Annotated in this window: 22 protein-coding genes; 14 read left to right on the top strand and 8 right to left on the bottom strand. The window is 62.9% G+C overall.

The window, feature by feature from the left end; genetic code table 11:
• Window positions 1-33: 33 nt before the first annotated feature.
• Both hutC and NE852_RS24305 read right to left on the bottom strand, forming a co-directional pair.
• On the bottom strand, window positions 34-756 hold the full coding sequence (gene hutC / locus NE852_RS24310; protein ID WP_008531697.1) for a histidine utilization repressor: 723 nt from the start codon (window positions 754-756) through the stop codon (window positions 34-36).
• A 155-nt stretch (window positions 757-911) separates the two neighbouring features.
• Complete coding sequence (locus NE852_RS24305; RefSeq protein ID WP_008531696.1) at window positions 912-2,258, bottom strand: formimidoylglutamate deiminase; 1,347 nt, start codon at window positions 2,256-2,258, stop codon at window positions 912-914.
• A 122-nt stretch (window positions 2,259-2,380) separates the two neighbouring features.
• Between NE852_RS24305 and hutI the strand changes: the two genes are divergently transcribed.
• The 6 genes from hutI to NE852_RS24275 all read left to right on the top strand — a co-directional run bounded on the left by hutI (window position 2,381) and on the right by NE852_RS24275 (window position 9,062).
• Window positions 2,381-3,643 carry an imidazolonepropionase gene (hutI, locus tag NE852_RS24300; protein WP_008531695.1) on the top strand — a complete coding sequence of 421 codons (1,263 nt, stop codon included), beginning with the start codon at window positions 2,381-2,383 and terminating at the stop codon, window positions 3,641-3,643.
• Window positions 3,640-5,175: a histidine ammonia-lyase gene (hutH, locus tag NE852_RS24295; protein WP_008531694.1), complete on the top strand. Its 1,536-nt coding sequence runs from the start codon at window positions 3,640-3,642 to the stop codon at window positions 5,173-5,175. The genes hutI and hutH overlap by 4 nt, the downstream gene beginning before the upstream one ends.
• Window position 5,176: 1 nt before the next feature.
• On the top strand, window positions 5,177-5,980 hold the full coding sequence (hutG, locus tag NE852_RS24290) for an N-formylglutamate deformylase (protein ID WP_008531693.1): 804 nt from the start codon (window positions 5,177-5,179) through the stop codon (window positions 5,978-5,980).
• Between the two features lie 24 nt (window positions 5,981-6,004).
• The gene (gene hutU, locus NE852_RS24285) at window positions 6,005-7,678 is read left to right on the top strand and encodes a urocanate hydratase (protein ID WP_037173478.1); all 1,674 of its coding nucleotides are present in this window, start codon (window positions 6,005-6,007) and stop codon (window positions 7,676-7,678) included.
• A gap of 5 nt (window positions 7,679-7,683) precedes the next feature.
• Window positions 7,684-8,259, top strand: a complete 576-nt coding sequence (locus NE852_RS24280) for a HutD family protein (protein ID WP_008531689.1) — start codon at window positions 7,684-7,686, stop codon at window positions 8,257-8,259.
• 173 nt (window positions 8,260-8,432) lie between these two features.
• Window positions 8,433-9,062: a J domain-containing protein gene (locus NE852_RS24275; RefSeq protein ID WP_258156814.1), complete on the top strand. Its 630-nt coding sequence runs from the start codon at window positions 8,433-8,435 to the stop codon at window positions 9,060-9,062.
• Between the two features lie 13 nt (window positions 9,063-9,075).
• Here the strand turns inward: NE852_RS24275 and NE852_RS24270 are convergent, their stop codons facing one another.
• Entirely contained in the window at window positions 9,076-9,777 is a 702-nt protein-coding gene (locus NE852_RS24270) for a DUF899 family protein (protein ID WP_008531683.1), read from the bottom strand.
• Between the two features lie 352 nt (window positions 9,778-10,129).
• Between NE852_RS24270 and NE852_RS24265 the strand changes: the two genes are divergently transcribed.
• Window positions 10,130-10,771 carry an alpha/beta family hydrolase gene (locus NE852_RS24265; protein WP_258156813.1) on the top strand — a complete coding sequence of 214 codons (642 nt, stop codon included), beginning with the start codon at window positions 10,130-10,132 and terminating at the stop codon, window positions 10,769-10,771.
• A 5-nt stretch (window positions 10,772-10,776) separates the two neighbouring features.
• On the opposite strand, the gene NE852_RS24260 is transcribed toward NE852_RS24265, so the two are convergent.
• The 3 genes from NE852_RS24260 to pcaQ all read right to left on the bottom strand — a co-directional run bounded on the left by NE852_RS24260 (window position 10,777) and on the right by pcaQ (window position 13,025).
• Window positions 10,777-11,448 (bottom strand): RES family NAD+ phosphorylase, encoded by a 672-nt coding sequence (locus NE852_RS24260; protein WP_258156812.1) that lies wholly within the window; start codon window positions 11,446-11,448, stop codon window positions 10,777-10,779.
• Entirely contained in the window at window positions 11,445-11,969 is a 525-nt protein-coding gene (locus NE852_RS24255; protein WP_008531676.1) for an MbcA/ParS/Xre antitoxin family protein, read from the bottom strand. Before NE852_RS24255 ends, NE852_RS24260 begins: the two co-directional genes overlap by 4 nt.
• A gap of 129 nt (window positions 11,970-12,098) precedes the next feature.
• Window positions 12,099-13,025, bottom strand: coding sequence for a pca operon transcription factor PcaQ (gene pcaQ, locus NE852_RS24250; protein WP_008531674.1), 927 nt, complete (start codon window positions 13,023-13,025; stop codon window positions 12,099-12,101).
• 199 nt (window positions 13,026-13,224) lie between these two features.
• On the opposite strand from pcaQ, the gene pcaD reads away from it, so the two are divergent.
• The 7 genes from pcaD to NE852_RS24215 all read left to right on the top strand — a co-directional run bounded on the left by pcaD (window position 13,225) and on the right by NE852_RS24215 (window position 19,064).
• Entirely contained in the window at window positions 13,225-14,034 is an 810-nt protein-coding gene (pcaD, locus tag NE852_RS24245; protein WP_258156811.1) for a 3-oxoadipate enol-lactonase, read from the top strand.
• Complete coding sequence (gene pcaC, locus NE852_RS24240; protein WP_008531665.1) at window positions 14,031-14,435, top strand: 4-carboxymuconolactone decarboxylase; 405 nt, start codon at window positions 14,031-14,033, stop codon at window positions 14,433-14,435. The genes pcaD and pcaC overlap by 4 nt, the downstream gene beginning before the upstream one ends.
• Before the next feature lie 9 nt (window positions 14,436-14,444).
• The gene (pcaH, locus tag NE852_RS24235; protein ID WP_008531661.1) at window positions 14,445-15,194 is read left to right on the top strand and encodes a protocatechuate 3,4-dioxygenase subunit beta; all 750 of its coding nucleotides are present in this window, start codon (window positions 14,445-14,447) and stop codon (window positions 15,192-15,194) included.
• Between the two features lie 2 nt (window positions 15,195-15,196).
• Window positions 15,197-15,808 (top strand): protocatechuate 3,4-dioxygenase subunit alpha, encoded by a 612-nt coding sequence (gene pcaG, locus NE852_RS24230; protein WP_008531660.1) that lies wholly within the window; start codon window positions 15,197-15,199, stop codon window positions 15,806-15,808.
• Window positions 15,809-16,037: 229 nt separating this feature from the next.
• Window positions 16,038-17,084, top strand: coding sequence for a 3-carboxy-cis,cis-muconate cycloisomerase (locus NE852_RS24225; RefSeq protein ID WP_008531655.1), 1,047 nt, complete (start codon window positions 16,038-16,040; stop codon window positions 17,082-17,084).
• A 66-nt stretch (window positions 17,085-17,150) separates the two neighbouring features.
• Entirely contained in the window at window positions 17,151-17,918 is a 768-nt protein-coding gene (locus tag NE852_RS24220; protein WP_008531654.1) for an SDR family oxidoreductase, read from the top strand.
• A gap of 315 nt (window positions 17,919-18,233) precedes the next feature.
• A complete protein-coding gene (locus tag NE852_RS24215) occupies window positions 18,234-19,064 on the top strand; it encodes an MBL fold metallo-hydrolase (RefSeq protein ID WP_258156810.1) in 831 nt (276 codons plus the stop codon).
• Here NE852_RS24215 and NE852_RS24210 read toward each other — a convergent pair.
• The gene (locus NE852_RS24210) at window positions 19,061-19,813 is read right to left on the bottom strand and encodes a polysaccharide deacetylase family protein (RefSeq protein ID WP_258156809.1); all 753 of its coding nucleotides are present in this window, start codon (window positions 19,811-19,813) and stop codon (window positions 19,061-19,063) included. The two genes, NE852_RS24215 and NE852_RS24210, sit on opposite strands and share 4 nt — an antisense overlap.
• Window positions 19,813-20,901 carry a glycosyltransferase family 4 protein gene (locus NE852_RS24205; protein WP_008531648.1) on the bottom strand — a complete coding sequence of 363 codons (1,089 nt, stop codon included), beginning with the start codon at window positions 20,899-20,901 and terminating at the stop codon, window positions 19,813-19,815. The genes NE852_RS24210 and NE852_RS24205 overlap by 1 nt, the downstream gene beginning before the upstream one ends.
• Window positions 20,902-20,954 lie beyond the last annotated feature (53 nt).

Here is a 20,954-nt window from a genome sequence, read left to right as displayed (position 1 = left end):
AACACCTGCCATCTTGTATATGGAACCTGGCGGCTATTGTGACGCCGGCGTGAAACGCGCCACCAGCGCGTGACGATCTCCCGGATAGGTGAAGCGCACGTGCGTCACCGGGCCGGCGCCGCTCCAGGTGCGGCGCTCGACGACAAGGCAGGCGCTGTTGCGCGCTATATCGAGAGCCGCAGCCACCTCCGCGCTCGCGGAAATGGCATGGATCCGGTGTTCGGCCGCACTCCATGGCACCTGGTTGAGCAGCCACGGCCCCGGCGCCACCGACAGGAAATCGGCATCGGCGGCTTCCGGCACGGTCTCAAGGCTGATCAGCCGCTCCTCCAGGCAGAAGGGCCGCGCGCCGGCATTGTGAATGCAGACGACCTCGACGACCGAGGACGCCACAGGCAATTCCAGCCGGCGGCTGTCTTCCGCCTTGGCCTTGCGGCTCGCCTTCTTCGAAACCGCGTAGGAATAGGGCAGGTTCAGCGACTGGACCTCGGCCTTGATGTCGTGGATTTCGAGAACGGCCGATTGCGCCTGCGGCTGGGTGACAAAGCTGCCGGATTTCTTGCGCCGCTCGATGAGACCGGCCTTGGCGAGCTGGGTTAGCACCTTGTTGACCGTCATGCGCGAGCAATCATATTGCGTGGCGAGATCGACCTCGAAGGGAATACGGTGCCCCGGCGGCCATTCGCCCGAGACAATACGGCCCTCGATCTCGCCCAGGATGCGCTGATGCAAGGTGAGGTCCCTGCTTTGATTCATCGCCACGTTCCGACTGGCCTTCCGCTATAGGGCATTTCCGTATCCTCCGCAGAATGCCCTATCTCTTTGTTTTTACGCAACTCCGGATGCAAGACCGCAACCTGTTTTTGCTGAAATTGCTCTAGTTCGAATATCCGGACAGGAAAAGCTCTTTTTCAGGCGGCGAGCAATTCCCCCATCGCCGCGAGAAACCGCCGGTCGATGGCATCGCGCCCGATATGACGCCCGCCTGCCACCTGCTTGCGGCCCCGCGCCCAGGCGCAATCGACGGAAACCCCGCCCGCAAACAGCCAGTGATCGAGAATCTGGTCGCCAGTGAGATAGGGAACGGCCGCGGCATCGAGCGAAACGACATCGGCATAAGCGCCTTCGGCGAGACCCACAGGCGTCTTCAGCGCGGCACCGCCGCCGGCAAGCGCATGCGTGAACAGCGACAGCGCCGTCGAACCGCCGGGCGTTGCAACGACGTTGCGGGCGCGAAGCGCCAGGCGCTGCGAATATTCGAGCTGGCGCAGTTCTTCGGACACGGAGATCAGCACGTTCGAATCCGAACCGATGCCGTAACACCCACCCTCTTCCAGGAAGAGCGGCGCCGCAAAGGCGCCGTCGCCGAGATTGGCCTCGGTGATCGGGCAAAGGCCGGCGATCGCGCCGCTTTTTGCCATCCGCCGCGTCTCGTCTTCGGTCATGTGGGTCGCATGGATCAGGCACCAGCGCTGATCGACCGGGGCGTGATCGAGCAGCCATTCCACAGGCCGCGCGCCGGACCAGGAGACGCAATCCTCCACTTCCTTCACCTGCTCGGCGACATGGATATGGATCGGGCCGTCGCCCGCCATCGGCACGAGTTTTTCCAGTTCCTCGGGAGTGGCGGCACGCAGACTGTGCGGCGCAAGCCCGAGCTCGGCGCCGTCGAGCCGGTTGGTCACCGTCCGGCATCCGTCCATCAGTCTTTCAAAGCTTTCGAGCGAATTGATGAAGCGCCGCTGGCCATCGATCGGCGCAGCGCCGCCGAAGCCGGAATGGGCATAAAAGACCGGCAGCAGCGTCAGGCCAATGCCAGTCTCGGCGCTCGCCGCGCCGATGCGTTCGGCAAGCTCGGCAATATTGGCGTAAGGTGCGCCGTCCCTGTCATGATGGAGATAGTGGAATTCACCGACGCGGGAAAAACCTGCCTCCAGCATTTCCGAATAAAGCTTGGCGGCGACCGCCTCGACATGATCTGGCGTCATCGCCAAGGCGAACTTGTACATAACAGTGCGCCAGCTCCAGAAGCTGTCATTGGCGGGGCCGCGCACTTCGGCAAGACCGGCCATTGCCCGCTGGAAGGCGTGGCTATGCAGGTTCCCCATCGCGGGAACGAGGAGAGCGTGGCGCTCATCGCCAGCTTCGGGAGAAACGCCGGCCTCAATCCTGGCGATGCGCCCGGCTTCCAGTGTCAGCCGCACGTCCTTCTGCCAGCCTTGCGGCGTCAGCGCCGCCTCTGCGTAAAGTGTGGTCATGGCCTTTCCTTTCCTCCTGTTGCGCTGCCGACCTTTCTTTTCCGGAAGAGCGCGCAAAATTTCTCTTGTCACCTCTCGATTATGTATATACATGTTTTGGCATAAGGAAAGGCGCAAAGCTGATGACCGGGAACAATTTTTCAGAGGAAACCCCATCCGCCGATGTCAGGCCGGTGCTTTGGCGCAATGCGCGCCTGGCGACGCTTGCGCCTGATAAAGCGGGACTTGGCATCGTCGAAAAGGGCGCCCTGCTCACTGAAAACGGCCGCATTGCTTTTGCCGGCGCAGAAAGCGAGCTGCCTGCAGCCGCCATTGAACGGTCCGAGATCGTCGATCTCGAAGGCCGCTGGGTGACCCCCGGCCTCGTCGACTGCCACACTCATATCGTTCACGGCGGCAATCGCGCCCGTGAATTCGAAATGCGCCTTGAAGGCGCGACCTATGAAGAGATCGCCCGCGCCGGTGGCGGCATCGTCTCCTCGGTCAAGGCGACCAATGCGCTGTCGGTCGAGGAGCTTGTCGCAGAGGCTCTACCGCGCCTCGACACGCTGCTTGGCGAAGGCGTGACCACGATCGAGATCAAATCCGGCTACGGGCTGAGCAGGATGGGCGAAATGAAGATGCTGCAGGGCGCCCGCCTGCTCGGCCATATCAGACCGGTTCGCGTCGCCACCAGCTATCTCGGCGCGCATGCCACCCCGGTCGAATACAAGGGCCGCAACGGCGATTATCTCGACGATGTCGTTCTGCCCGGCCTGGACGATGTGCATAGTCTCGGCCTTGCCGATGCCGTCGACGGCTTCTGCGAAGGCATCGCCTTTTCCACGACCGAAATCGCCCGCGTCTTCGACAAGGCGAAGGCACTCGGCCTGCCGGTCAAGCTGCATGCCGAACAGCTCTCCAATCTCGGTGGGGCCAAGCTTGCCGCGTCCTACTGCGCGCTTTCGGCCGATCACCTCGAATATCTCGACGAGGATGGCGTTGCCGCGATGGCCGCGGCCGGCACTGTCGCCGTGCTCCTGCCCGGCGCCTTCTACGCCATCCATGAGAAGCAGAAGCCGCCGGTTGCGGCGCTGCGCCAGGCGGGCGTACCGATCGCGATCGCCACCGACTGCAATCCCGGCACCTCGCCGCTCACCTCCATGCTGCTCACCATGAATATGTCGGCCACACTCTTCGGTCTTACCGTCGAGGAATGCATCGCCGGCGCCACCCGCGAAGGCGCCCGTGCGCTCGGTCTGCTTGACAAGACCGGAACGCTCGAAGCCGGAAAATCTGCCGATCTCGCGGTCTGGAATATCGAAAACCTTGCCGAGCTCGTCTACCGCATCGGCTTCAATCCGCTACACGCGCGCGTCTTCAAGGGCGAAAGGAACGGCCGATGACCATTACGCTCCACCCGGGCTCCGTCTCGCTCAGAGACCTCGAAATCATCTATTGGACGGGCGAACCGACTAGGCTCGATCCCTCCTTCGATACCGGCATTGCCAAGGCCGCCGCCCGCATTGCAGAGATTGCCGCCGGCAATGCGCCTGTTTACGGCATCAATACCGGCTTCGGCAAACTGGCCTCGATCACGATCGACAGCGCCGATGTCGCCACGCTGCAGCGCAATCTCATCCTGTCGCATTGCTGCGGCGTCGGCGCGCCGCTGCCGGAGAATATCGTCCGCCTGATCATGGCGCTGAAGCTCGTCTCGCTCGGGCGCGGCGCCTCCGGCGTCCGGCTGGAGCTGGTGCGTCTGATCGAAGGCATGCTGGAAAAGGGAGTCATCCCGCTGATCCCGGAAAAGGGTTCCGTCGGCGCTTCCGGCGATCTTGCGCCCCTCGCCCATATGGCGGCGGTGATGATGGGCGAGGCCGAGGCCTTCTTCGCCGGCGAACGCCTCTCCGGCGCCGAAGCCCTGGAACGGGCCGGACTGAAACCGGTCGTGCTCGCCGCCAAGGAGGGCCTGGCACTCATCAACGGCACGCAGACCTCGACGGCGCTGGCGCTTGCCGGCCTCTTCCGCGCCCATCGCGCCGCACAATCCGCCCTGATCACCGGCGCCATGTCGACCGACGCGGCCATGGGCTCTTCGGCGCCATTCCATGCCGATATCCACACACTGCGCGGCCACAAGGGCCAGATCGACACCGCCGCCGCGCTTCGCGCCCTGCTCGAACAGTCGGTCATCCGCCAGAGCCATATCGAAGGCGACGAGCGCGTGCAGGATCCCTATTGCATCCGCTGCCAGCCGCAGGTCGACGGCGCCTGTCTCGATCTGCTGCGTTCGGTCGCCCGTACGCTTGAGATCGAAGCCAATGCGGTCACCGACAATCCGCTGGTGCTCTCCGACAATTCCGTTGTGTCAGGCGGCAATTTCCACGCCGAACCCGTCGCCTTCGCCGCCGACCAGATCGCGCTCGCCGTCTGCGAGATCGGCGCGATCTCGCAGCGCCGCATCGCGCTACTGGTCGATCCCGCCCTTTCCTACGGACTGCCGGCCTTCCTCGCCAAGAAGCCCGGCTTGAATTCCGGCCTGATGATCGCCGAGGTCACTTCGGCAGCGCTGATGTCCGAGAACAAGCAGATGTCGCACCCGGCCTCGGTCGATTCGACGCCGACTTCGGCCAATCAGGAAGACCATGTCTCCATGGCCTGCCACGGCGCCCGCCGTCTGCTCGGCATGACCGAGAACCTCTTCGCCATCATCGGCATCGAGGCGCTGACGGCGGCCCAGGGCGTCGAACTGCGCGCGCCGCTTGCGACGAGCCCCGAACTTCTGAAGGCGATCGCCGCGATCCGCAGCAAGGTTCCGAGCCTCGATATCGACCGCTACATGGCGAAAGACCTCGCCGCTGCTGCCGAGCTGGTCGCGACCGGCACGCTGAATGCTTCGGTTCCATCAGGCATATTGCCGGTTCTGGAGGGTTGAGATGATCGCACCATACGAAATCCGCCAAGGCACCTCGCCCGTCATCCTCGGCTTCCCTCACACCGGCACGGACGTCCCGCCCGCGATCTACGACCGCCTCAACGACAACGGCCGGATTCTCGCCGATACCGACTGGCACATCCACCACCTCTATGACGGGCTGCTCGACAACATCACGACCGTGCGGGCCACCTTCCATCGCTACGTGATCGACGCCAACCGAGATCCGGCGGGTGTCAGCCTCTATCCCGGCCAGAACACTACCGGCCTCGTCCCCGAAACGGATTTCGACGGCAAGGCGATCTGGAAGGACGGACAGGCGCCAGATGAAGCGGACATTGCGGCACGGCTGCGGGATTTTCATGCGCCCTATCACGCGGCTCTTGCCGCCGAGATCGAGCGCGTCAGAGCAATCCATGGCGTGGCGATCCTTTACGATTGCCACTCGATCCGCTCCCACATTCCCTTCCTCTTCGAAGGCAAGCTGCCGGATTTCAATATCGGCACCGATATGGGCAAGACCTGCGACAGCGCCATCGAGCAGGCGACGCTGAGCGTCGTCGAGGCCGCCGAAGGGTATGACAGCGTCCTCAATGGCCGCTTCAAGGGCGGCTGGACGACACGCCACTACGGCCGGCCCGAGACCGGTGTGCATGCGATCCAGATGGAGCTTGCGCAATCCACGCATCTGCAGACCGAGGCAGTGCCCTTCGCCTACGACGCCGCCAAGGCGGACAGGCTTCGCGTCCACCTCAAAGACATTCTGGTGCGCATCGAACAGATCGCGCCAGGCCTGAAACGATAAAGATCACTCGACAGGGGAACCGTCATGAACAATCCACGCCATAACATCCGCGAAATCCGCGCGCCCCGCGGCAACGATCTCAATGCCAAGAGCTGGATGACCGAAGCGCCGCTACGCATGCTGATGAACAATCTCGACCCTGATGTTGCCGAAAATCCGAACGAGCTCGTCGTTTACGGCGGCATCGGCCGCGCCGCCCGCACCTGGGAAGATTTCGACCGTATCGTTGCGACGCTGAAGACGCTGACGGAAGAAGAAACGCTGCTCGTACAGTCCGGCAAGCCGGTCGGCGTTTTCCGCACCCACAAGGATGCGCCGCGCGTGCTGATCGCCAATTCCAACCTCGTACCGCATTGGGCAACTTGGGATCACTTCAACGAGCTGGATAAGAAGGGCCTTGCCATGTACGGCCAGATGACGGCCGGCTCGTGGATCTATATCGGCACGCAGGGCATCGTGCAGGGTACCTATGAGACCTTCGTCGAGGCCGGCCGCCAGCACTATGGCGGCAACCTCAAGGGCAAATGGATCCTGACCGGCGGTCTCGGCGGCATGGGCGGCGCCCAGCCGCTCGCCGCCGTCATGGCCGGCGCCTGCTGCCTCGCCGTCGAATGCAATCCCGACTCGATCGACTTCCGCCTGCGCACCCGCTATCTCGACGCCAAGGCCGAGACGCTCGACGAAGCGCTCGAGATGATCGACCGCTGGACCAAGGCTGGTGAAGCCAAATCCGTCGGCCTGCTCGGCAATGCCGCCGAAATCCTGCCGGAAATGGTCCGCCGCGGCATCCGCCCCGATATGGTCACCGACCAGACCTCGGCGCACGACCCGATCAACGGCTACCTGCCGAAGGGCTGGACGATGGCCGAGTGGAAGGCGAAGCGCGAGAGCGATCCGAAGGCTGTAGAAAAAGCCGCACGCGCCTCAATGCGCGAACATGTCGAAGCGATGATCGCTTTCTGGAACGCCGGCATCCCGACTCTCGACTACGGCAACAATATCCGCCAGGTCGCCAAGGAAGAAGGTTTGGAAAACGCCTTCGCTTTCCCCGGCTTCGTGCCGGCCTATATAAGACCGCTGTTCTGCCGCGGCATCGGCCCCTTCCGCTGGGCCGCCCTGTCAGGCGACCCAGCGGATATCTACAAGACCGATGCCAAGGTGAGAGAGCTGACCCCCGGCAATACCCACCTGCACAACTGGCTCGATATGGCCAGGGAGCGCATCGCCTTCCAGGGCCTGCCGGCGCGCATCTGCTGGGTCGGCCTCGGTGACCGTCACCGCCTGGCGCTGGCCTTCAATGAAATGGTCAGGAACGGCGAGCTTTCCGCACCGATCGTCATCGGCCGCGATCACCTCGACTCGGGCTCCGTCGCCTCGCCGAACCGCGAAACCGAAGCCATGAAGGACGGATCCGATGCCGTCTCCGACTGGCCGCTCCTGAACGCCCTGCTCAACACCGCGTCGGGCGCCACCTGGGTGTCGCTGCATCACGGCGGCGGCGTCGGCATGGGCTTCTCCCAGCACTCCGGCGTCGTCATCTGCGCGGATGGCACGGATGATGCGGCGAAGCGTCTTGAACGCGTGCTCTGGAACGACCCGGCGACGGGCGTCATGCGCCACGCCGATGCCGGCTACGAGATCGCTATCGATTGCGCCAAGGACAAGGGCCTGCGCCTGCCCGGCATTCTCGGGAACTGAGCCCGATGAAGATCCTGCGCGCTGGCGATCATAAGCGCATGCCGTGGAAAAACGGCGGCGGCGAAACGGTGGAGATCGCCGTTTCGCCTGAAGACGCCGGCCTTGCCGGCTTCGACTGGCGCGTCAGCATGGCGACCGTCGCGACGAATGGCCCGTTTTCGATCTTTCCGGGCATCGACCGTACGCTTGTGATTCTCGACGGCAACGGCATGGTGCTCGACATCGAAGGCAGCGCCCCGGTGTTGCTGACGACGGCAAGCGATCCCCTGGCCTTCCCGGCGGATATCCCCGTCTCGGCCAGACTCCAAGACGGTGCGATCACCGACCTCAACGTGATGACGCGCCGTGATGGGCTCGCCCATACGCTCAGCCGGATCGACGTCGCAGGTTACAGGATCGTGGCTCTCCCGTCGTCGACAAGCCTGTTCCTTTGCCATCGCGGCGCAGTGTCATTCCGGTGGAACGACGAGGCCGGCGTGCTTGCGGCCGGCGATACGCTGCTGATCGAGAATGCGGCCGGAACCGAACTAAAAATCGACGGCGACGCCAAATGTTATCTCGCCTCGATCACCACAGGCTAATCGTCTTACGACTTATTGAAAAATATGGATAATTCATGAATTGTCGAGGCCACGGCATCGGCCATTCTCATGTCAGACCATGGACGTCCTTCCTCCTTTCGGTCTAAACTTTGCCTTTGTGATGCAAAAGAAGACCTAGACTGCCCCGGCATTCGGGCAGCAGGGGAGAAGGCGTGACGGATCCATACGATATTCTCGGCGTTGAACGCGATGCGGACGAGGCGAAAGTGAAGGCCGCCTATCGGCGCCGTGCCAAGGTCGCCCATCCCGATTCGGGAGGCGATACGGAAGCCTTCGGCATTTTGCAGAAAGCCTATGCGCTACTTCTCGATCCGCTCCGCCGCAAGGTTTACGACGACACCGGCTATGACGTCGAATTCGCCGATGCTGCGGAGCTGCAGGCGCTCGTCATGATCGAGAAGCTCGTGACCGACGCGGTGCTCGACGAGCGGGCTCCCGGAAGCTTCGATCCCGTCGCCGTCATGCAGGACAGTCTCTCGGAGGAGTTGCGCAAGGCGCGGTTCAGCAAGAGCGAGCTGGAACGCCACGCCTCGCGCATCGGACTGCATCTGGAGCGGCTCGAAAAGCAGTCCGGCCGCGATGTGCTCGCCCACATGTTCCGCGCCCGCATTGAAGCGATCGCCAAGGCGGTCGCGGAAACCGAGGCGAAGATCGAGGCGACCGAACGCGCCGCCGACATGCTGAGCGGCTATGTCTACGATCTCGATCCATCGCTGCTGCCGGAGGCCTCGGTCGCCAACCTCGAATGGATCGAGACCTCCAGAAACCGCTCCACCGGCTGACGCCCTGCAATTATCAATAGGAGAGCTTCGGATACCAGTCCGGTGCCCGGCCTTCAGGCGTCGAATCGAGCACGGTCCAGAGCGGCATCAGATCGGGCGCACCTCGCGGATCTTCACCGGGATCGGCCGTGATGCCGCCCATCTCCTGGCTCCAGAAGTGGCGGATGGTGCCGTCGCGCCTCGTGAAGACATTGAAGGCGGCATCATCGCTGCCATCATTGCCGATGGCATGGTAATCGCGGCTATAATCGCCCGTCAGATCGGAATAGAGCGGCAGGTGATGCCAGCCGCGCTCCTTCTTGAAGGCGAGCAGCCTTTCAAGCGGCGAGCGGGCGACGATGGCAAGCGCGGCGCGCTGCTGGATATCGAGCGCTTCGCCGTCCCAGGCCGACAGCAGCGAGGTGCACATAGGGCACGGGCGCTCGCGTTGGGGGCCGAACATGTAGCTGTAGACGATCAGCGTCTCCTTGTCGGCGAAGAGTTCGCTGAAGCTTGTCGGCCCGTCGGCGCCTTCGAAGCGATAATCATTCTTCACTTCGCCGCCCGGCGGCAGCGCCCGGCGCTGCACCGCCACGCGCTCGATGTGCCGGCGCAGTTCGATCTCTTCCGCCAGCAGCGCGTCGCGGGCGCTGCGATAGGCCTCGCTCTCATTGGGGAAACGCACGCCGTTCTTCGCCGCAAGCGCGGCGGCAGGTACCAGATGCCGATTATCCATGACGATATTCTCCTTCTGTTTTGCCAGACGCGCTGAAGCGGCAAGTGCAATTCCAGCACATCGTTGGCATGACGAACGGCGGATGCGAAAATCGACAGTACGGATGCGAAAAATCAGCCCGCGCGAAGCCGGAAAGCAAAAAGGGCGCTCGACCCTTTCGGGGAGCGCCCTTATCCTGTCGGACAGCGGACCGTTCGACGACGTCGATACCGTACGCATCCATTTTTCAGGCAGGGCCGCTATATGTACCTTTTGCATCACGGTTTCAAGGGCGATTCCGCGCCATGGCCGTTTTCTTCGAGGAAAGTCGTGGTCACCCATATGGTTCCCGCGGCGATATATAGGATTTCGAATGCTTGACAGATTTCTGCTGCAAGGTCCTCAGGACGCGCGCTTCACGATCCTTCTTGCCCACGGCGCCGGCGCGCCGATGGATTCGGCATCGATGACGGGAGCGGCAGATGCGCTCGTCGGCGTCGGCTTCCGGGTCGCCCGTTTCGAATTCGCCTATATGGCCGCCCGCCGTACCTCCGAAGGCCGCAAGCCGCCGCCGCGGGCCGAAACGCTCAATCCCGAATACGAAGCGGCCATTGCCGAGCTTAACGCCGGCGGCCCCCTCATCATCGGCGGCAAGTCGATGGGCGGCAGGGTTGCCAGCATGATCGCCGACGATTTGTATGACAGGGGAAAGATCGCCGGACTGCTCTGCCTCGGCTATCCCTTCCATCCGCCGGGCCAGCCGGACAAGCTGCGCACCGGCCATCTCGCAGGACTGACGACGCCCGCGCTGATCTGCCAGGGGACGCGCGACGAATTCGGCACGAGCGACGAGGTGCCGGGTTACGATCTGTCCGACAAGATCGAGATCCTCTGGCTCGAGGACGGCGACCACGACCTCAAGCCGCGCAAGAAAATCTCCGGCTTCTCCAGCGCCGATCACCTCGCCACGATGGCGAATGCAGCAAAGGCATGGGCCGAGCGCCTGCCGGTTTAGAGCCGTCAGGCCGCCAGCTTTCTGACATCGATGCGGCGGTCGCTGGCGGAAACGGTGATCTCGAAGTGATCGGCCTGCACCACATCCCGAATGTTGCGCGGCCGGTGGGCGACGACGTTCACGCCGCCTCGCAGCCGGACACTGTCATAGAGGATGCCGGCCTGGCCTTTCGAGCGCACCTGCTCGCCGAACACCTGCGCCGCCGCATAGCTGGTGCCGTCATAGATATCGGGCCGCAGCGTCTGCTCTCCGCGAATGTCGAGGTAGTCGCCAAACAAGGTGGCCGAGTAGCATCTATAGGTGCGCGTCATCGTCGCCACCCCGCGCGCGACAGCCTCGCGCCGGAGGTGGTGGCCAACCTCGGCGGCGGCTGTCTTGAGATCATCGGCCGCATACCAGGCGCCGAGATCGGCACCGTTGAACCGCATGCCACCCGGTGCGACATGCAGGAAGGATGCCATCACGATACTGGCATTCGGAGTGCCGTAAACCCATTCCTTCTCAGGCAGCCGCTGAATGCGATCGGCAACAAGGCGGTCGTTGGTCCATCCGACGAGTTCCATCACTGCTTCGAGATCGGCTGCCCTCGTCACCGTCTCAAAAAGCCCGATCGGCGGGAATTGCGACGGGATCAGCCGGTACGAGGGACGCGGCGCCTGGGCGAAACGGTCGCTCACCGGAAGACGATGTCCGCATCTTCGTAGGGCGTGAAAGTTTCGTCGAGCACGTTCGGCTGCATGTAGACACCGCCTCGCGCGCCATCCAGGAACCGGCGTACGGTCATCAACCCATCCTGCGTACCGTTCGTTACGACATCGAGCGGGGGGTGCCCGCCGAAAACCGGAGCCTGATGCGGCATGCGCAGCCAGGCGACGCCCGCGCGCTCGTCGGCAAAAAGCACCCCGAACGCCTGATGAATGCCGAGGACGGCCGAGATCCGAGTGAGCGTATCGACATCAAGCGTGAAAGCGCCGTGTTCGCGCGCCTGCTTGGCCCAGTTGTGATAGGTCGACCGTGATGGATAGCCGAGCACAAGCAGACGCTGCTCTTCACTCAGCCCCCAGAGGTCGGCGATCGCCAGGAAGGTTCGCAAGGCTGGCGCACTCAGCCTTCTGCGGTTTGCCGGGGCGAAGCGTTCGGTGTCGAGCCGCTGTGGCCCCTGGCCTTCCCGATGCTCCTGATGTCGCGCATGCTGCATGAAAGCCGCTCCTATCCTGAATTAGACTTAGTCCAAATATGGGCATATATCAAGCAGATTTAAAGAATGGGTCCTGCCGGCGCCGCCACGATATCCTGCGAAAAGTAAATCGGACGATTGCGCGCCCGGTCATGGTTTCCCGGAAACCTCGCCTGCGGCCTCCCGGATCGTCTGCATCAGGATGGATTGTGGCGCCGACGGCACGGCGTCGGCGCGCATCGTCAGTCCAACCGGCCCCTTGGTTTCACCGGTATCAACAGGCAGGAGCGCCAGCCGTCCATCAGCTACATCGTCGGCTACGACCCCGTTGGAAATGATCCAGATCGCATCGTTTGTCCTGAGGAAAGCACGACCGAAGGAGTCCGACACCGTCTCGATCTGGTTCGGCAGGCTGGAGACACCGTTGGCGATAAGGAAATTTTCGACCACAGGGCGGATGATCGAGCCCCGCGTCGGCATCAGCACCGTATAATTCGCAAAACCGGCAAAGGGCGATTGACTGCCGTCGAGCAGCGGGTGGCCGGCACGTACGGCAAACACGACCTGCTCGGAATAGAGATGCTCGAAGGAGAAACCGGCCATCTTCTCCGCCCCGGCCAGACGTCCGACGACAATGTCGAGATCGCCAACGCGAAGCTGCTCCAGAAGCACGGCATTCTCGCCAGTGACGATCTTCACCCGGCTCCAGGTCCGCTCCTTGAGGAAAAGCTCCATCGCCCGCGGCATGATCCGTGACGAAACCGTCGGCAGCGCCCCGATCCGGATCGGCGGCGCATCGGCGAATTGCTCCTGCGAGACGGAATCGAGCCCCTGGCGCAGCGCCGTCAACGCCGCCCCGGCGTGGCGCAGGAAGACCTCGCCGTAGCGCGTGATTTTGATGCCCCGGCCGTCACGCTCGAAGACGCCGACACCGAGCGCCTGTTCCAGCTCGCGGATCGTCTTCGTCACCGCGGGTTGGCTGACATGCAGCAGTTCGGCTGCCTTCATGACGCTCTTCTGCCGCGCGACCTCGACGAAGGTTTGCAGATGACGAAACTTGACGCGGCTGTCGATCATCGCTCACATAACCCCTAGGTTATCGAAAAGCCAGGAAATATCATTTTACTTAACCGGATCAAATATTCAATTTCGCTAGCGGAGCATCCGCCTGTCCCATCGAATCGGCAAGAAGGCTTCGAAGTTTTGAATCCGCGCATCATTCTTTCCTCAGATCCCGTATGATCGAGGCCAGAATAGAGCGCGAGAGGAGATTTCAGTGCAGTTCGCCCGTATAAACGACGTGACGATCCACTATCAGATCATCGGCGCCCCTGCCGACAGACCTGTGATCGTCTTCGCCAATTCACTCGGAACGGATTTCCGCATCTGGCGCGACGTCGTGGTGCGGCTTGCAGGCGAATTCGCCATCGTGCTTTACGACAAGCGCGGCCACGGCCTTTCCGATGTCGGCCAGCTCCCCTCATCGATCGAGGATCATGCGACGGATCTCGCCGGCCTGCTCGATCTTCTGTCGGTGAAGAATGCCGTCATCTGTGGCCTCTCGGTTGGCGGCCTCATCGCACAGTCGCTCTATCAGCGCCGGCCGGACCTCGCCCGTGCCCTCATACTCTGCGATACCGCCCATAAGATCGGCACATCAGAGAGCTGGAACGCCCGCATCGCCGCCGTCGAGAAGAATGGTATCGGCAGCATCGTGGACACCGTCATGGAGCGCTGGTTCACGCCCGCCTTCCGCCGGCCGGAGAACACCGCTTATTCCGGCTATTGCAACATGCTGACGCGCCAGCCGGTCGAGGGGTACCTGGCTGCGTGCGCGGCGATCCGCGATGCCGACTTCACCGAGGCGGCCAAGACAATCACTGTCCCGACAATCTGCATCGTCGGCGACCAGGACGGCTCGACGCCGCCCGATCTCGTCCTCTCGACAGCGAAGCTTATTCCCGGCGCGCGCTACGAAGTCATCCCGGATTGCGCGCACATTCCCTGCGTCGAGCAGCCGGAAGCGCTGACGGCGATCATCCGCGCCTTCCTCACCTCCCTTCCGTCAGGAGAAATCCGCTCATGAATGAACACGCGCCCTCCTCCGAGCGCTACAGACAGGGCATGTCGACCCGCCGCGCCGTGCTCGGCGATGCCCATGTCGACCGCGCCACAGCAGCCGCGACGGAGTTCGACCGCCCATTCCAGGAACTGATCACCGAAGCCGCCTGGGGCCACGTCTGGTCGCGCCCGACGCTGACGAAGCGCGAGCGCTCGATCGTCACGATCGCCCTGCTCGCAGCCCTCGGCCAGGACGACGAGGTCGCCATGCATGTGCGCGCCACTGCCAACACGGGCGCCTCTCGCGAGGATATCTGCGAGGCGCTGCTGCATGTCGCGATCTATGCCGGCGTTCCCGCCGCCAACCACGCGATCAAGATCGCAAAGCAGGCTTTTGAACAAATGGACGCCGAACAGACGGTCTGAGGGGGATAGATGTCCGAACAACCGAACCGCAAGCCCGAAACCGGCGCTTTCTTCGCCAGGGACCGCGCCTGGCATGCGCCGGCGCTCACCCCGGGCTACAAGACCTCCGTGCTGCGCTCGCCGCAGCGCGCATTGCTTTCGCTCGATGGCACGATCTCCGAAATCACCGGGCCTGTCTTTGGCCATTCGACCATCGGCGAACTCGATAACGATCTGATCCTGAATTATGCGCGCCCTGGCGAAAGCGCCATCGGCGAGCGGATCATCGTTCATGGCCGCGTGCTTGACGAACGGGCCAAGCCCGTCGCCGGCGCTCTGGTCGAATTCTGGCAAGCCAACGCAGGCGGCCGCTACCGCCACAAGAAGGAAACCTATCTCGCGGCGATCGACCCGAATTTCGGCGGCTGCGGCCGCGCCATCACCGACGAGGAAGGCCGTTACCATTTCCGCACCATTCGCCCCGGGGCCTATCCCTGGCCGAACGGCGTCAACGACTGGCGCCCCGCCCATATCCACTTCTCGATCTTCGGTCACGGCTTTGCCCAGCGCCTGATCACCCAGATGTATTTCGAAGGCGACCCGATGATCTGGAAATGTCCGATCGTCGGTACGATTCCTGATAAAGCAGCGATCGAACAACTGATCGCGCCGCTCGACTGGGGCAACACCATTCCGATGGATTCGCGCGCCTATAAGTTCGATATCGTGTTGCGCGGCCGCCGCTCGACGATGTTCGAAAACAGACTGGAGGGCAACTGACCATGCAGCAGCTCGGCTACCTCAAGGAAACCCCGTCGCAGACGGCCGGCCCTTACGTCCATATCGGCCTGACGCCGAATTTCTGCGATATATCGGGCGTCTACGACGCCGATCTCGGCACGGTGATGATCAATGAGAAGACGCTCGGCGAACGCATCGCCGTCACCGGCCGCATCTTCGATGGCGCCGGCGCATTGGTGCGCGATGCCGTCGTCGAGATCTGGCAGGCCGACAGCGCCGGCCTCTACAACAGCCCGTCGGAGATGCGCGGCGCAGCCGATCCGAATTTCACCGGCTGGGGTCGCTGCCCGACCCGGGCCGAAGACGGCGTCTACAGTTTCGAGACCATCAAGCCCGGCTATGTTCCCTTCAAGGACGGCCGCAGACAAGCCCCACACATCACCGTCTGGATCGTCGCCCGCGGCATTAATATCGGCCTGCAGACACGCATGTATTTCCCGGAAGAGGCAGAGGCCAACGCCGCCGATCCGCTGCTTCTGCGCATCGAACACCGTGAGCGTATCGCAACGATGGTCGCCACCCGTGACGGTGCGACTTGTCATTTCGACATCTATCTGCAAGGTCCAAAGGAAACGGTGTTTCTGGATATCTGAGGGGCGCGCGGGCTAAGTTCGGAGGACTCGGCGCAAGCAGCCCCCTCACCCTACCCTCTCCCCGGGGGAGAGGGGAACAGTGCCATACGAGATCGACCGCTCATAAGCGTCGGCGCTGCCCTAAGTTCCTTCTCCCCTCGGGGGTCCGAAGGACGGGTCGAGACCAATGGCTCGGTCCCGGTTGGTGGCGGCAGCCGGATGAGGGGCCACCACCACAAACGAGCAGACCATGACCGCATCGCCCTTCGACCACCCCTTCCTCTCCGGCCTGCTCGGCGATGATGAAATCGCGCCCTATTTTTCCGCCGAGGCCGATATCCGCGCCATGCTCTTCTTCGAGGCCGCACTCGCGAAGGCCGAAGCCGCACACGGCGTCATTGCGGGCGAAGCTGCAAGGAGTATCGCCGAGACCTGCGCCAGTTTTTCTCCCGATCTCATCAGCCTTCGCTCGGCAACCGCGAGAGACGGCGTCGTCGTTCCCGACCTCGTCAAGCAGTTGCGCACGGCTGTCGGCGAGGAAGCAGCCAAAAGCCTGCATCTCGGCGCCACCAGCCAGGATGTCATCGACACCAGCCTGATGATCCGCCTGAAGGCCGTCACCTTCCTCTTTGCCGGCCGGCTTTCCACTATTATCGCAGGGCTCGATGCGCTCGGCCGTAAGTTTGGCAGCAGCCGCCTGATGGGTCACACCCGAATGCAGGCGGCGATCCCGATCACCGTCGCCGACCGTCTCGATGCGTGGCGCACGCCGCTGATGGTCTATCGCGACCGGCTGACCGAGCAGAGTTTCCCCGTCCAGTTCGGAGGCGCCGCAGGCACCCTCGACAAGCTCGGGGCGCAGGCAGCCGCCATCCGTGCCTCGCTCGCCCAGGAGCTCGGCCTCACCGACGCGCCGCAATGGCAGAGCGGGCGTCTGCCGATCGCCGATATTGCCGGCCTGTTCTCTTCGATTTCAGGCAGCCTTGGGAAGATGGGGCAGGATATTGCGCTGCTGACCCAGGCCGGCGGCGAGATCGAAATTGCAGGCGGCGGCGCTTCCTCGGCGATGGCGCACAAACAGAACCCCGTTTCCGCCGAAGTCCTCATCTCGCTTGCCCGCTTCAACGCCACGGCGCTGTCGGGCATCCACCAGTCGCTCGTCCACGAGCAGGAACGCTCGGGTGCTGCCTGGACGCTCGAATGGCTGCTTCTGCCGCAGATGACGATGGCGACCGCCGCCGCGCTGCGTCTTGGCGGGGAGCTTATCGGAAATATCAAGAGGCTTGGAAGCACCTGACGTCGCGCCTTCATGTGGCGCCGGAAACCGGCTATGCAGAAAGCGATAAAAATCAGGAGCCGCCTCGTGACCTTTCCCCTCTTCGATCTTTCCGGCCGCCGCGCCCTCGTCACCGGCTCCAGCCAGGGCATCGGTCATGCGCTGGCGCTCGGCCTTGCCGAACACGGTGCCTCGGTCATCATCAACGGGCGCGATGCGCAGAAAGCGGAAGCCGCCGCCGAGAATATTCGCAGTCATAACCGCCATGCCGTCAGCGCCGCCTTCGACGTCACCGATGCCGAGGCGAGCCGCAGCGCCATCGCCTATATCGAAGCGGAGATCGGTCCGATCGACATTCTGATCAACAATGCGGGCATGCAGTTCCGCACACCGCTGGAATCCTTCCCCGTCAACAAATGGGACGAGATCTTCAAGACCAATGTCTCCAGCCTGTTCTATGTCAGCCAGCCGGTCGCCCAGGCGATGATATCGCGCCGCCGCGGCAAGATCATCAACATCGCCTCCGTCCAGGCCGAACTCGCCCGTCCCGGCATCGCGCCCTATACCGCCACCAAAGGAGCGGTGAAGAACCTGACGCGCGGCATGGCGACCGACTGGGCGAAATATGGTCTGCAGGTCAATGCGATCGCGCCCGGCTATTTCCGCACACCGCTCAACCAGGCGCTCGTCGACGATCCGAAGTTTTCCGCCTGGTTGGAAACCCGCACGCCCGCCGGCCGCTGGGGTGAAGTGAAGGAACTGGTCGGCGCGGCCGTCTTCCTGGCCTCGGACGCTTCTTCTTTCGTCAACGGCCACATGCTGACCGTCGACGGCGGCATCACCGCCTCGCTGTAGTCCTTGTGATAGATGATACTACCGCGTTGCTTGGCCGTTCAGGGGCGGCAATTTGCTTTTTCGATCGCGCGCAACCATCTTATAGGCATGACCCACGGGAAAATGTCCCTTCCAACATCAGCCTGTTTACTGAAAACCAACCATACTGGGTTGCTTTCCGCGGCGAAAGCCGATTGCTTAGGAAAATCTACTTCTTCTTCCGCTAGCGGTTAGGAGAATGAAAGGGGGCATAGGCAAACCCGTGGAACTCTGCTGCTTCGCATCGGGATCAACTACGATTACGATGGCGATGCGGGAAGGCCGGTTTGAAGAACGATGACGACAGAACAGTTTCAAGTTAAATTTTGGGGTGTCCGCGGCAGTATTCCCGTATCAGGCCCCGAGTTCGACCGCTACGGCGGCAACACTTCCTGCATCGAAATCCGCTGCGGAAACCGCCGGATGATCTTCGATGCAGGTTCCGGTCTGCGCGAGGCCGGACTGTCGCTGATCGCTGAAGGCGTCAGTGACGTCGACCTGTTTTTCAGCCACTGCCATTACGACCACATCATCGGCCTGCCTTTCTTCAAGGCGATCTATTATCCCTCGATCAACGTCAACATCTGGTCCGGTCATCTCGACGGCAAGATGAGCACACGGGAAATGGTCGAACAGTTCATCAGCCCGCCCTGGTTTCCGGTCAAAACCGACATCTGCCAGGCGACGATGAACTTCCGCGATTTCCATCCCGGTCAGGTGCTCAATCCCCACGAAGGCATCGTGATCAAGACCTTCATGCTGAACCATCCGGGCGGCGCCATCGGCTACCGCATCGAATGGCAGGGCCGGTCGGTCGCTCTCATCTATGATATCGAGCATATTCCCGGCGCTTACGACCCGGTCTCGTTGGAGATGATGCAGGACGCCGATCTCGTCGTCTACGACTGTACCTACAATGAAGACGAGATGCAGCGCTTCAAGGGCTTCGGCCATTCGACCTGGCAGCACGGCACCGAGCTTGCCAAGATGGCGAACGCCAAGCGCTTCGCCCTGTTCCACCACGCGCCCTCCCGCACCGACGAACAGCTCGCCCAGATGGAAGCGCAGGCGCAGGCCGCCTTCCCCGAAACCTTCGCCGCCCGCGACAACCAGACCGTGGTGATCTAAAGCTTCAGAAGTGCTGCCGCCGATGACCACAGGACGGCGGGATGCCGGGCCGTCATCGCAAACAAGGCCGACAGGAAATTCCACGCCGCCGCGTCATGCACGAGATGGTGGGTGAGAACGCCGATTGGCTCGTCGTCGCCGGCAAACCGGGCGCGAAGTTCCGCCACCAGCTCCGCCACCAATTCCTCCTCGCTTCGTCCCCCACGCGTGCCGTGCCAGTCGATGATATCGACATCGGTATTGAGCAGCGGCATCGGGCCACCCTGCTTTGCCCGCCCATAGACCGAAAGCGCGGCAAATCCGAGCCCGGGCAGCGCCGGAATGAGCGCCGCGTCGATCCGGTTCCATGGCGGCACCAACACAGGCACGAAACGCGCCGGGTGTAGTCGCTTCAACAGCTGAAACCCTTCACCCAACTCACCGAGCACGATCTCCACCGGCCGCTCGCCGCCGAGTTCCTGCTTCTTCCCCTCCGGCCCTGCATGGTTCGTATGAGACCAGCCATGCACCGCGACCGCGATGTTTGCTTCCTCCGCCAGCCGCGCGGCCAGCGCTTCGCCGGTCAGGCCGGGAATGACCGCGAGCGTCAGCGGAACCTGACTTTCGCCGGTCAACGCCATCAGCATCTCCAGGTCAGGCGTCGGCTCGATGGCATCATCATCCCGCAGCCAGAGCCGCGCGACGCGGCCGGCCGCCTGCCAGCGGTCGAGTTCCCGGCGCAAAGGCTCCCATGCCATGCTGTCGCTCATCACGTCACTCCTGTTCCCGCACTGTCTCGCAATATCCCATCCAGGACGCGCGCCGCCGTCGCAAGCGATCGCTCGTCGAGCACGAAGCGCCGCGCCGCCTGCCCCATGGCGTCACGTCTTTGCCGGTCGTCAAGCAGGGCAGTGACGGCGCCTGCATAGGCGGCGACGTCGCCATCCGGCGTCAGCAGACCGGTCATATCAGCCCTGACGACCGCGGGCACTCCCGCCGTTTCCTGCGCGATAACCGGCAGGCCGGCGGCTTGGGCCTCCAGATAGGCAAGGCCGTAAGCCTCGCCGCAGCCCGGCCAGACATAGATGCCGCCGCGCGCCAGCAATTGGGCAATCTCGACGGCGTTCCGCTCGCCAAGCCATTCGACACGGCCGGAAAGGCCGGCAAACAGCGCCCGCACCTCTTGCCGCATCGGTCCATCGCCGATGACCGCAAGTGTCCAAGGCCGGTCTTCGATCAACCGCAATGCCTTTGCGAGCATTGCATAGCTCTCCATCTTGTCCCCGGGCCGCATCATCGCGACCGTCATCAGCCGGTGCGGATCGGGTGCCGGCGACACCATCTCGAACAGCCCCGTATCGATGAAGGGTTTGAGGCCGGCAAGCCTTGCCCTGGGAAAGGCGGCAGCAAGACCGGCCTCGTCGCGTGTTGTGAAACTGATGTTGACCGCCGCCCGCATGATCGCCTCGCCGATCGGCTTTTGACGAGCCGCCCAGCCGGTTCTGTCGCGTTTTGCCGCATAGGAAGCTTCGGCGGTGATATAGGGAATGGCGAATTCGGCTGATACCGCCGGCCCGAAGGGATCGGGCGATTTGTAATAGGGGTGGTAGCAGAACCAGAGTTCAGGTCGCGGCTCCGAACTCCATTTCAACCGCAATCGCTCCAGCTCGGCGCGAATGGCCGGTTCGAGTTCGGCCGCCGCCTCCAGGCTGTCGGCGTAAGTACGAAATTCAGAGGCGACTTCGACCTCATGCCCGGCAAGCTCCAACGCCCGGATCAGCAGCCGCGCCATCAACCGGTCGCCTGACGGCACCGGGTGGTTCGGCGATTTCATCGGCGCGTAGAAAGCCACCCGCATTGACACCTCTCGTAAGACACACTGTTTACCCTGCTCACGCCCGTGGCGTAATT

This window comes from Rhizobium sp. Pop5, from assembly GCF_024721175.1.
Classification (GTDB): Bacteria; Pseudomonadota; Alphaproteobacteria; order Rhizobiales; family Rhizobiaceae; genus Rhizobium.
Note: the sequence above shows the minus strand (reverse complement) of the source record. Positions and strands in the feature narration are given on the sequence as shown.

Coding starts and splice junctions, on each gene's coding strand:
- NE852_RS24265 (WP_258156813.1), top strand. CDS start 10,130: ATGCTTGACAGATTTCTGCTGCAAGGTCCTCAGGACGCGCGCTTCACG.
- NE852_RS24215 (WP_258156810.1), top strand. CDS start 18,234: ATGACGACAGAACAGTTTCAAGTTAAATTTTGGGGTGTCCGCGGCAGT.
- NE852_RS24225 (WP_008531655.1), top strand. CDS start 16,038: ATGACCGCATCGCCCTTCGACCACCCCTTCCTCTCCGGCCTGCTCGGC.
- pcaQ (WP_008531674.1), bottom strand. CDS start 13,025: ATGATCGACAGCCGCGTCAAGTTTCGTCATCTGCAAACCTTCGTCGAG.
- hutG (WP_008531693.1), top strand. CDS start 5,177: ATGATCGCACCATACGAAATCCGCCAAGGCACCTCGCCCGTCATCCTC.
- hutI (WP_008531695.1), top strand. CDS start 2,381: ATGACCGGGAACAATTTTTCAGAGGAAACCCCATCCGCCGATGTCAGG.
- hutC (WP_008531697.1), bottom strand. CDS start 756: ATGAATCAAAGCAGGGACCTCACCTTGCATCAGCGCATCCTGGGCGAG.
- pcaH (WP_008531661.1), top strand. CDS start 14,445: ATGTCCGAACAACCGAACCGCAAGCCCGAAACCGGCGCTTTCTTCGCC.
- hutH (WP_008531694.1), top strand. CDS start 3,640: ATGACCATTACGCTCCACCCGGGCTCCGTCTCGCTCAGAGACCTCGAA.
- NE852_RS24270 (WP_008531683.1), bottom strand. CDS start 9,777: ATGGATAATCGGCATCTGGTACCTGCCGCCGCGCTTGCGGCGAAGAAC.
- pcaC (WP_008531665.1), top strand. CDS start 14,031: ATGAATGAACACGCGCCCTCCTCCGAGCGCTACAGACAGGGCATGTCG.
- hutU (WP_037173478.1), top strand. CDS start 6,005: ATGAACAATCCACGCCATAACATCCGCGAAATCCGCGCGCCCCGCGGC.
- pcaG (WP_008531660.1), top strand. CDS start 15,197: ATGCAGCAGCTCGGCTACCTCAAGGAAACCCCGTCGCAGACGGCCGGC.
- NE852_RS24210 (WP_258156809.1), bottom strand. CDS start 19,813: ATGAGCGACAGCATGGCATGGGAGCCTTTGCGCCGGGAACTCGACCGC.
- NE852_RS24305 (WP_008531696.1), bottom strand. CDS start 2,258: ATGACCACACTTTACGCAGAGGCGGCGCTGACGCCGCAAGGCTGGCAG.
- NE852_RS24255 (WP_008531676.1), bottom strand. CDS start 11,969: ATGCAGCATGCGCGACATCAGGAGCATCGGGAAGGCCAGGGGCCACAG.
- NE852_RS24280 (WP_008531689.1), top strand. CDS start 7,684: ATGAAGATCCTGCGCGCTGGCGATCATAAGCGCATGCCGTGGAAAAAC.
- NE852_RS24205 (WP_008531648.1), bottom strand. CDS start 20,901: ATGCGGGTGGCTTTCTACGCGCCGATGAAATCGCCGAACCACCCGGTG.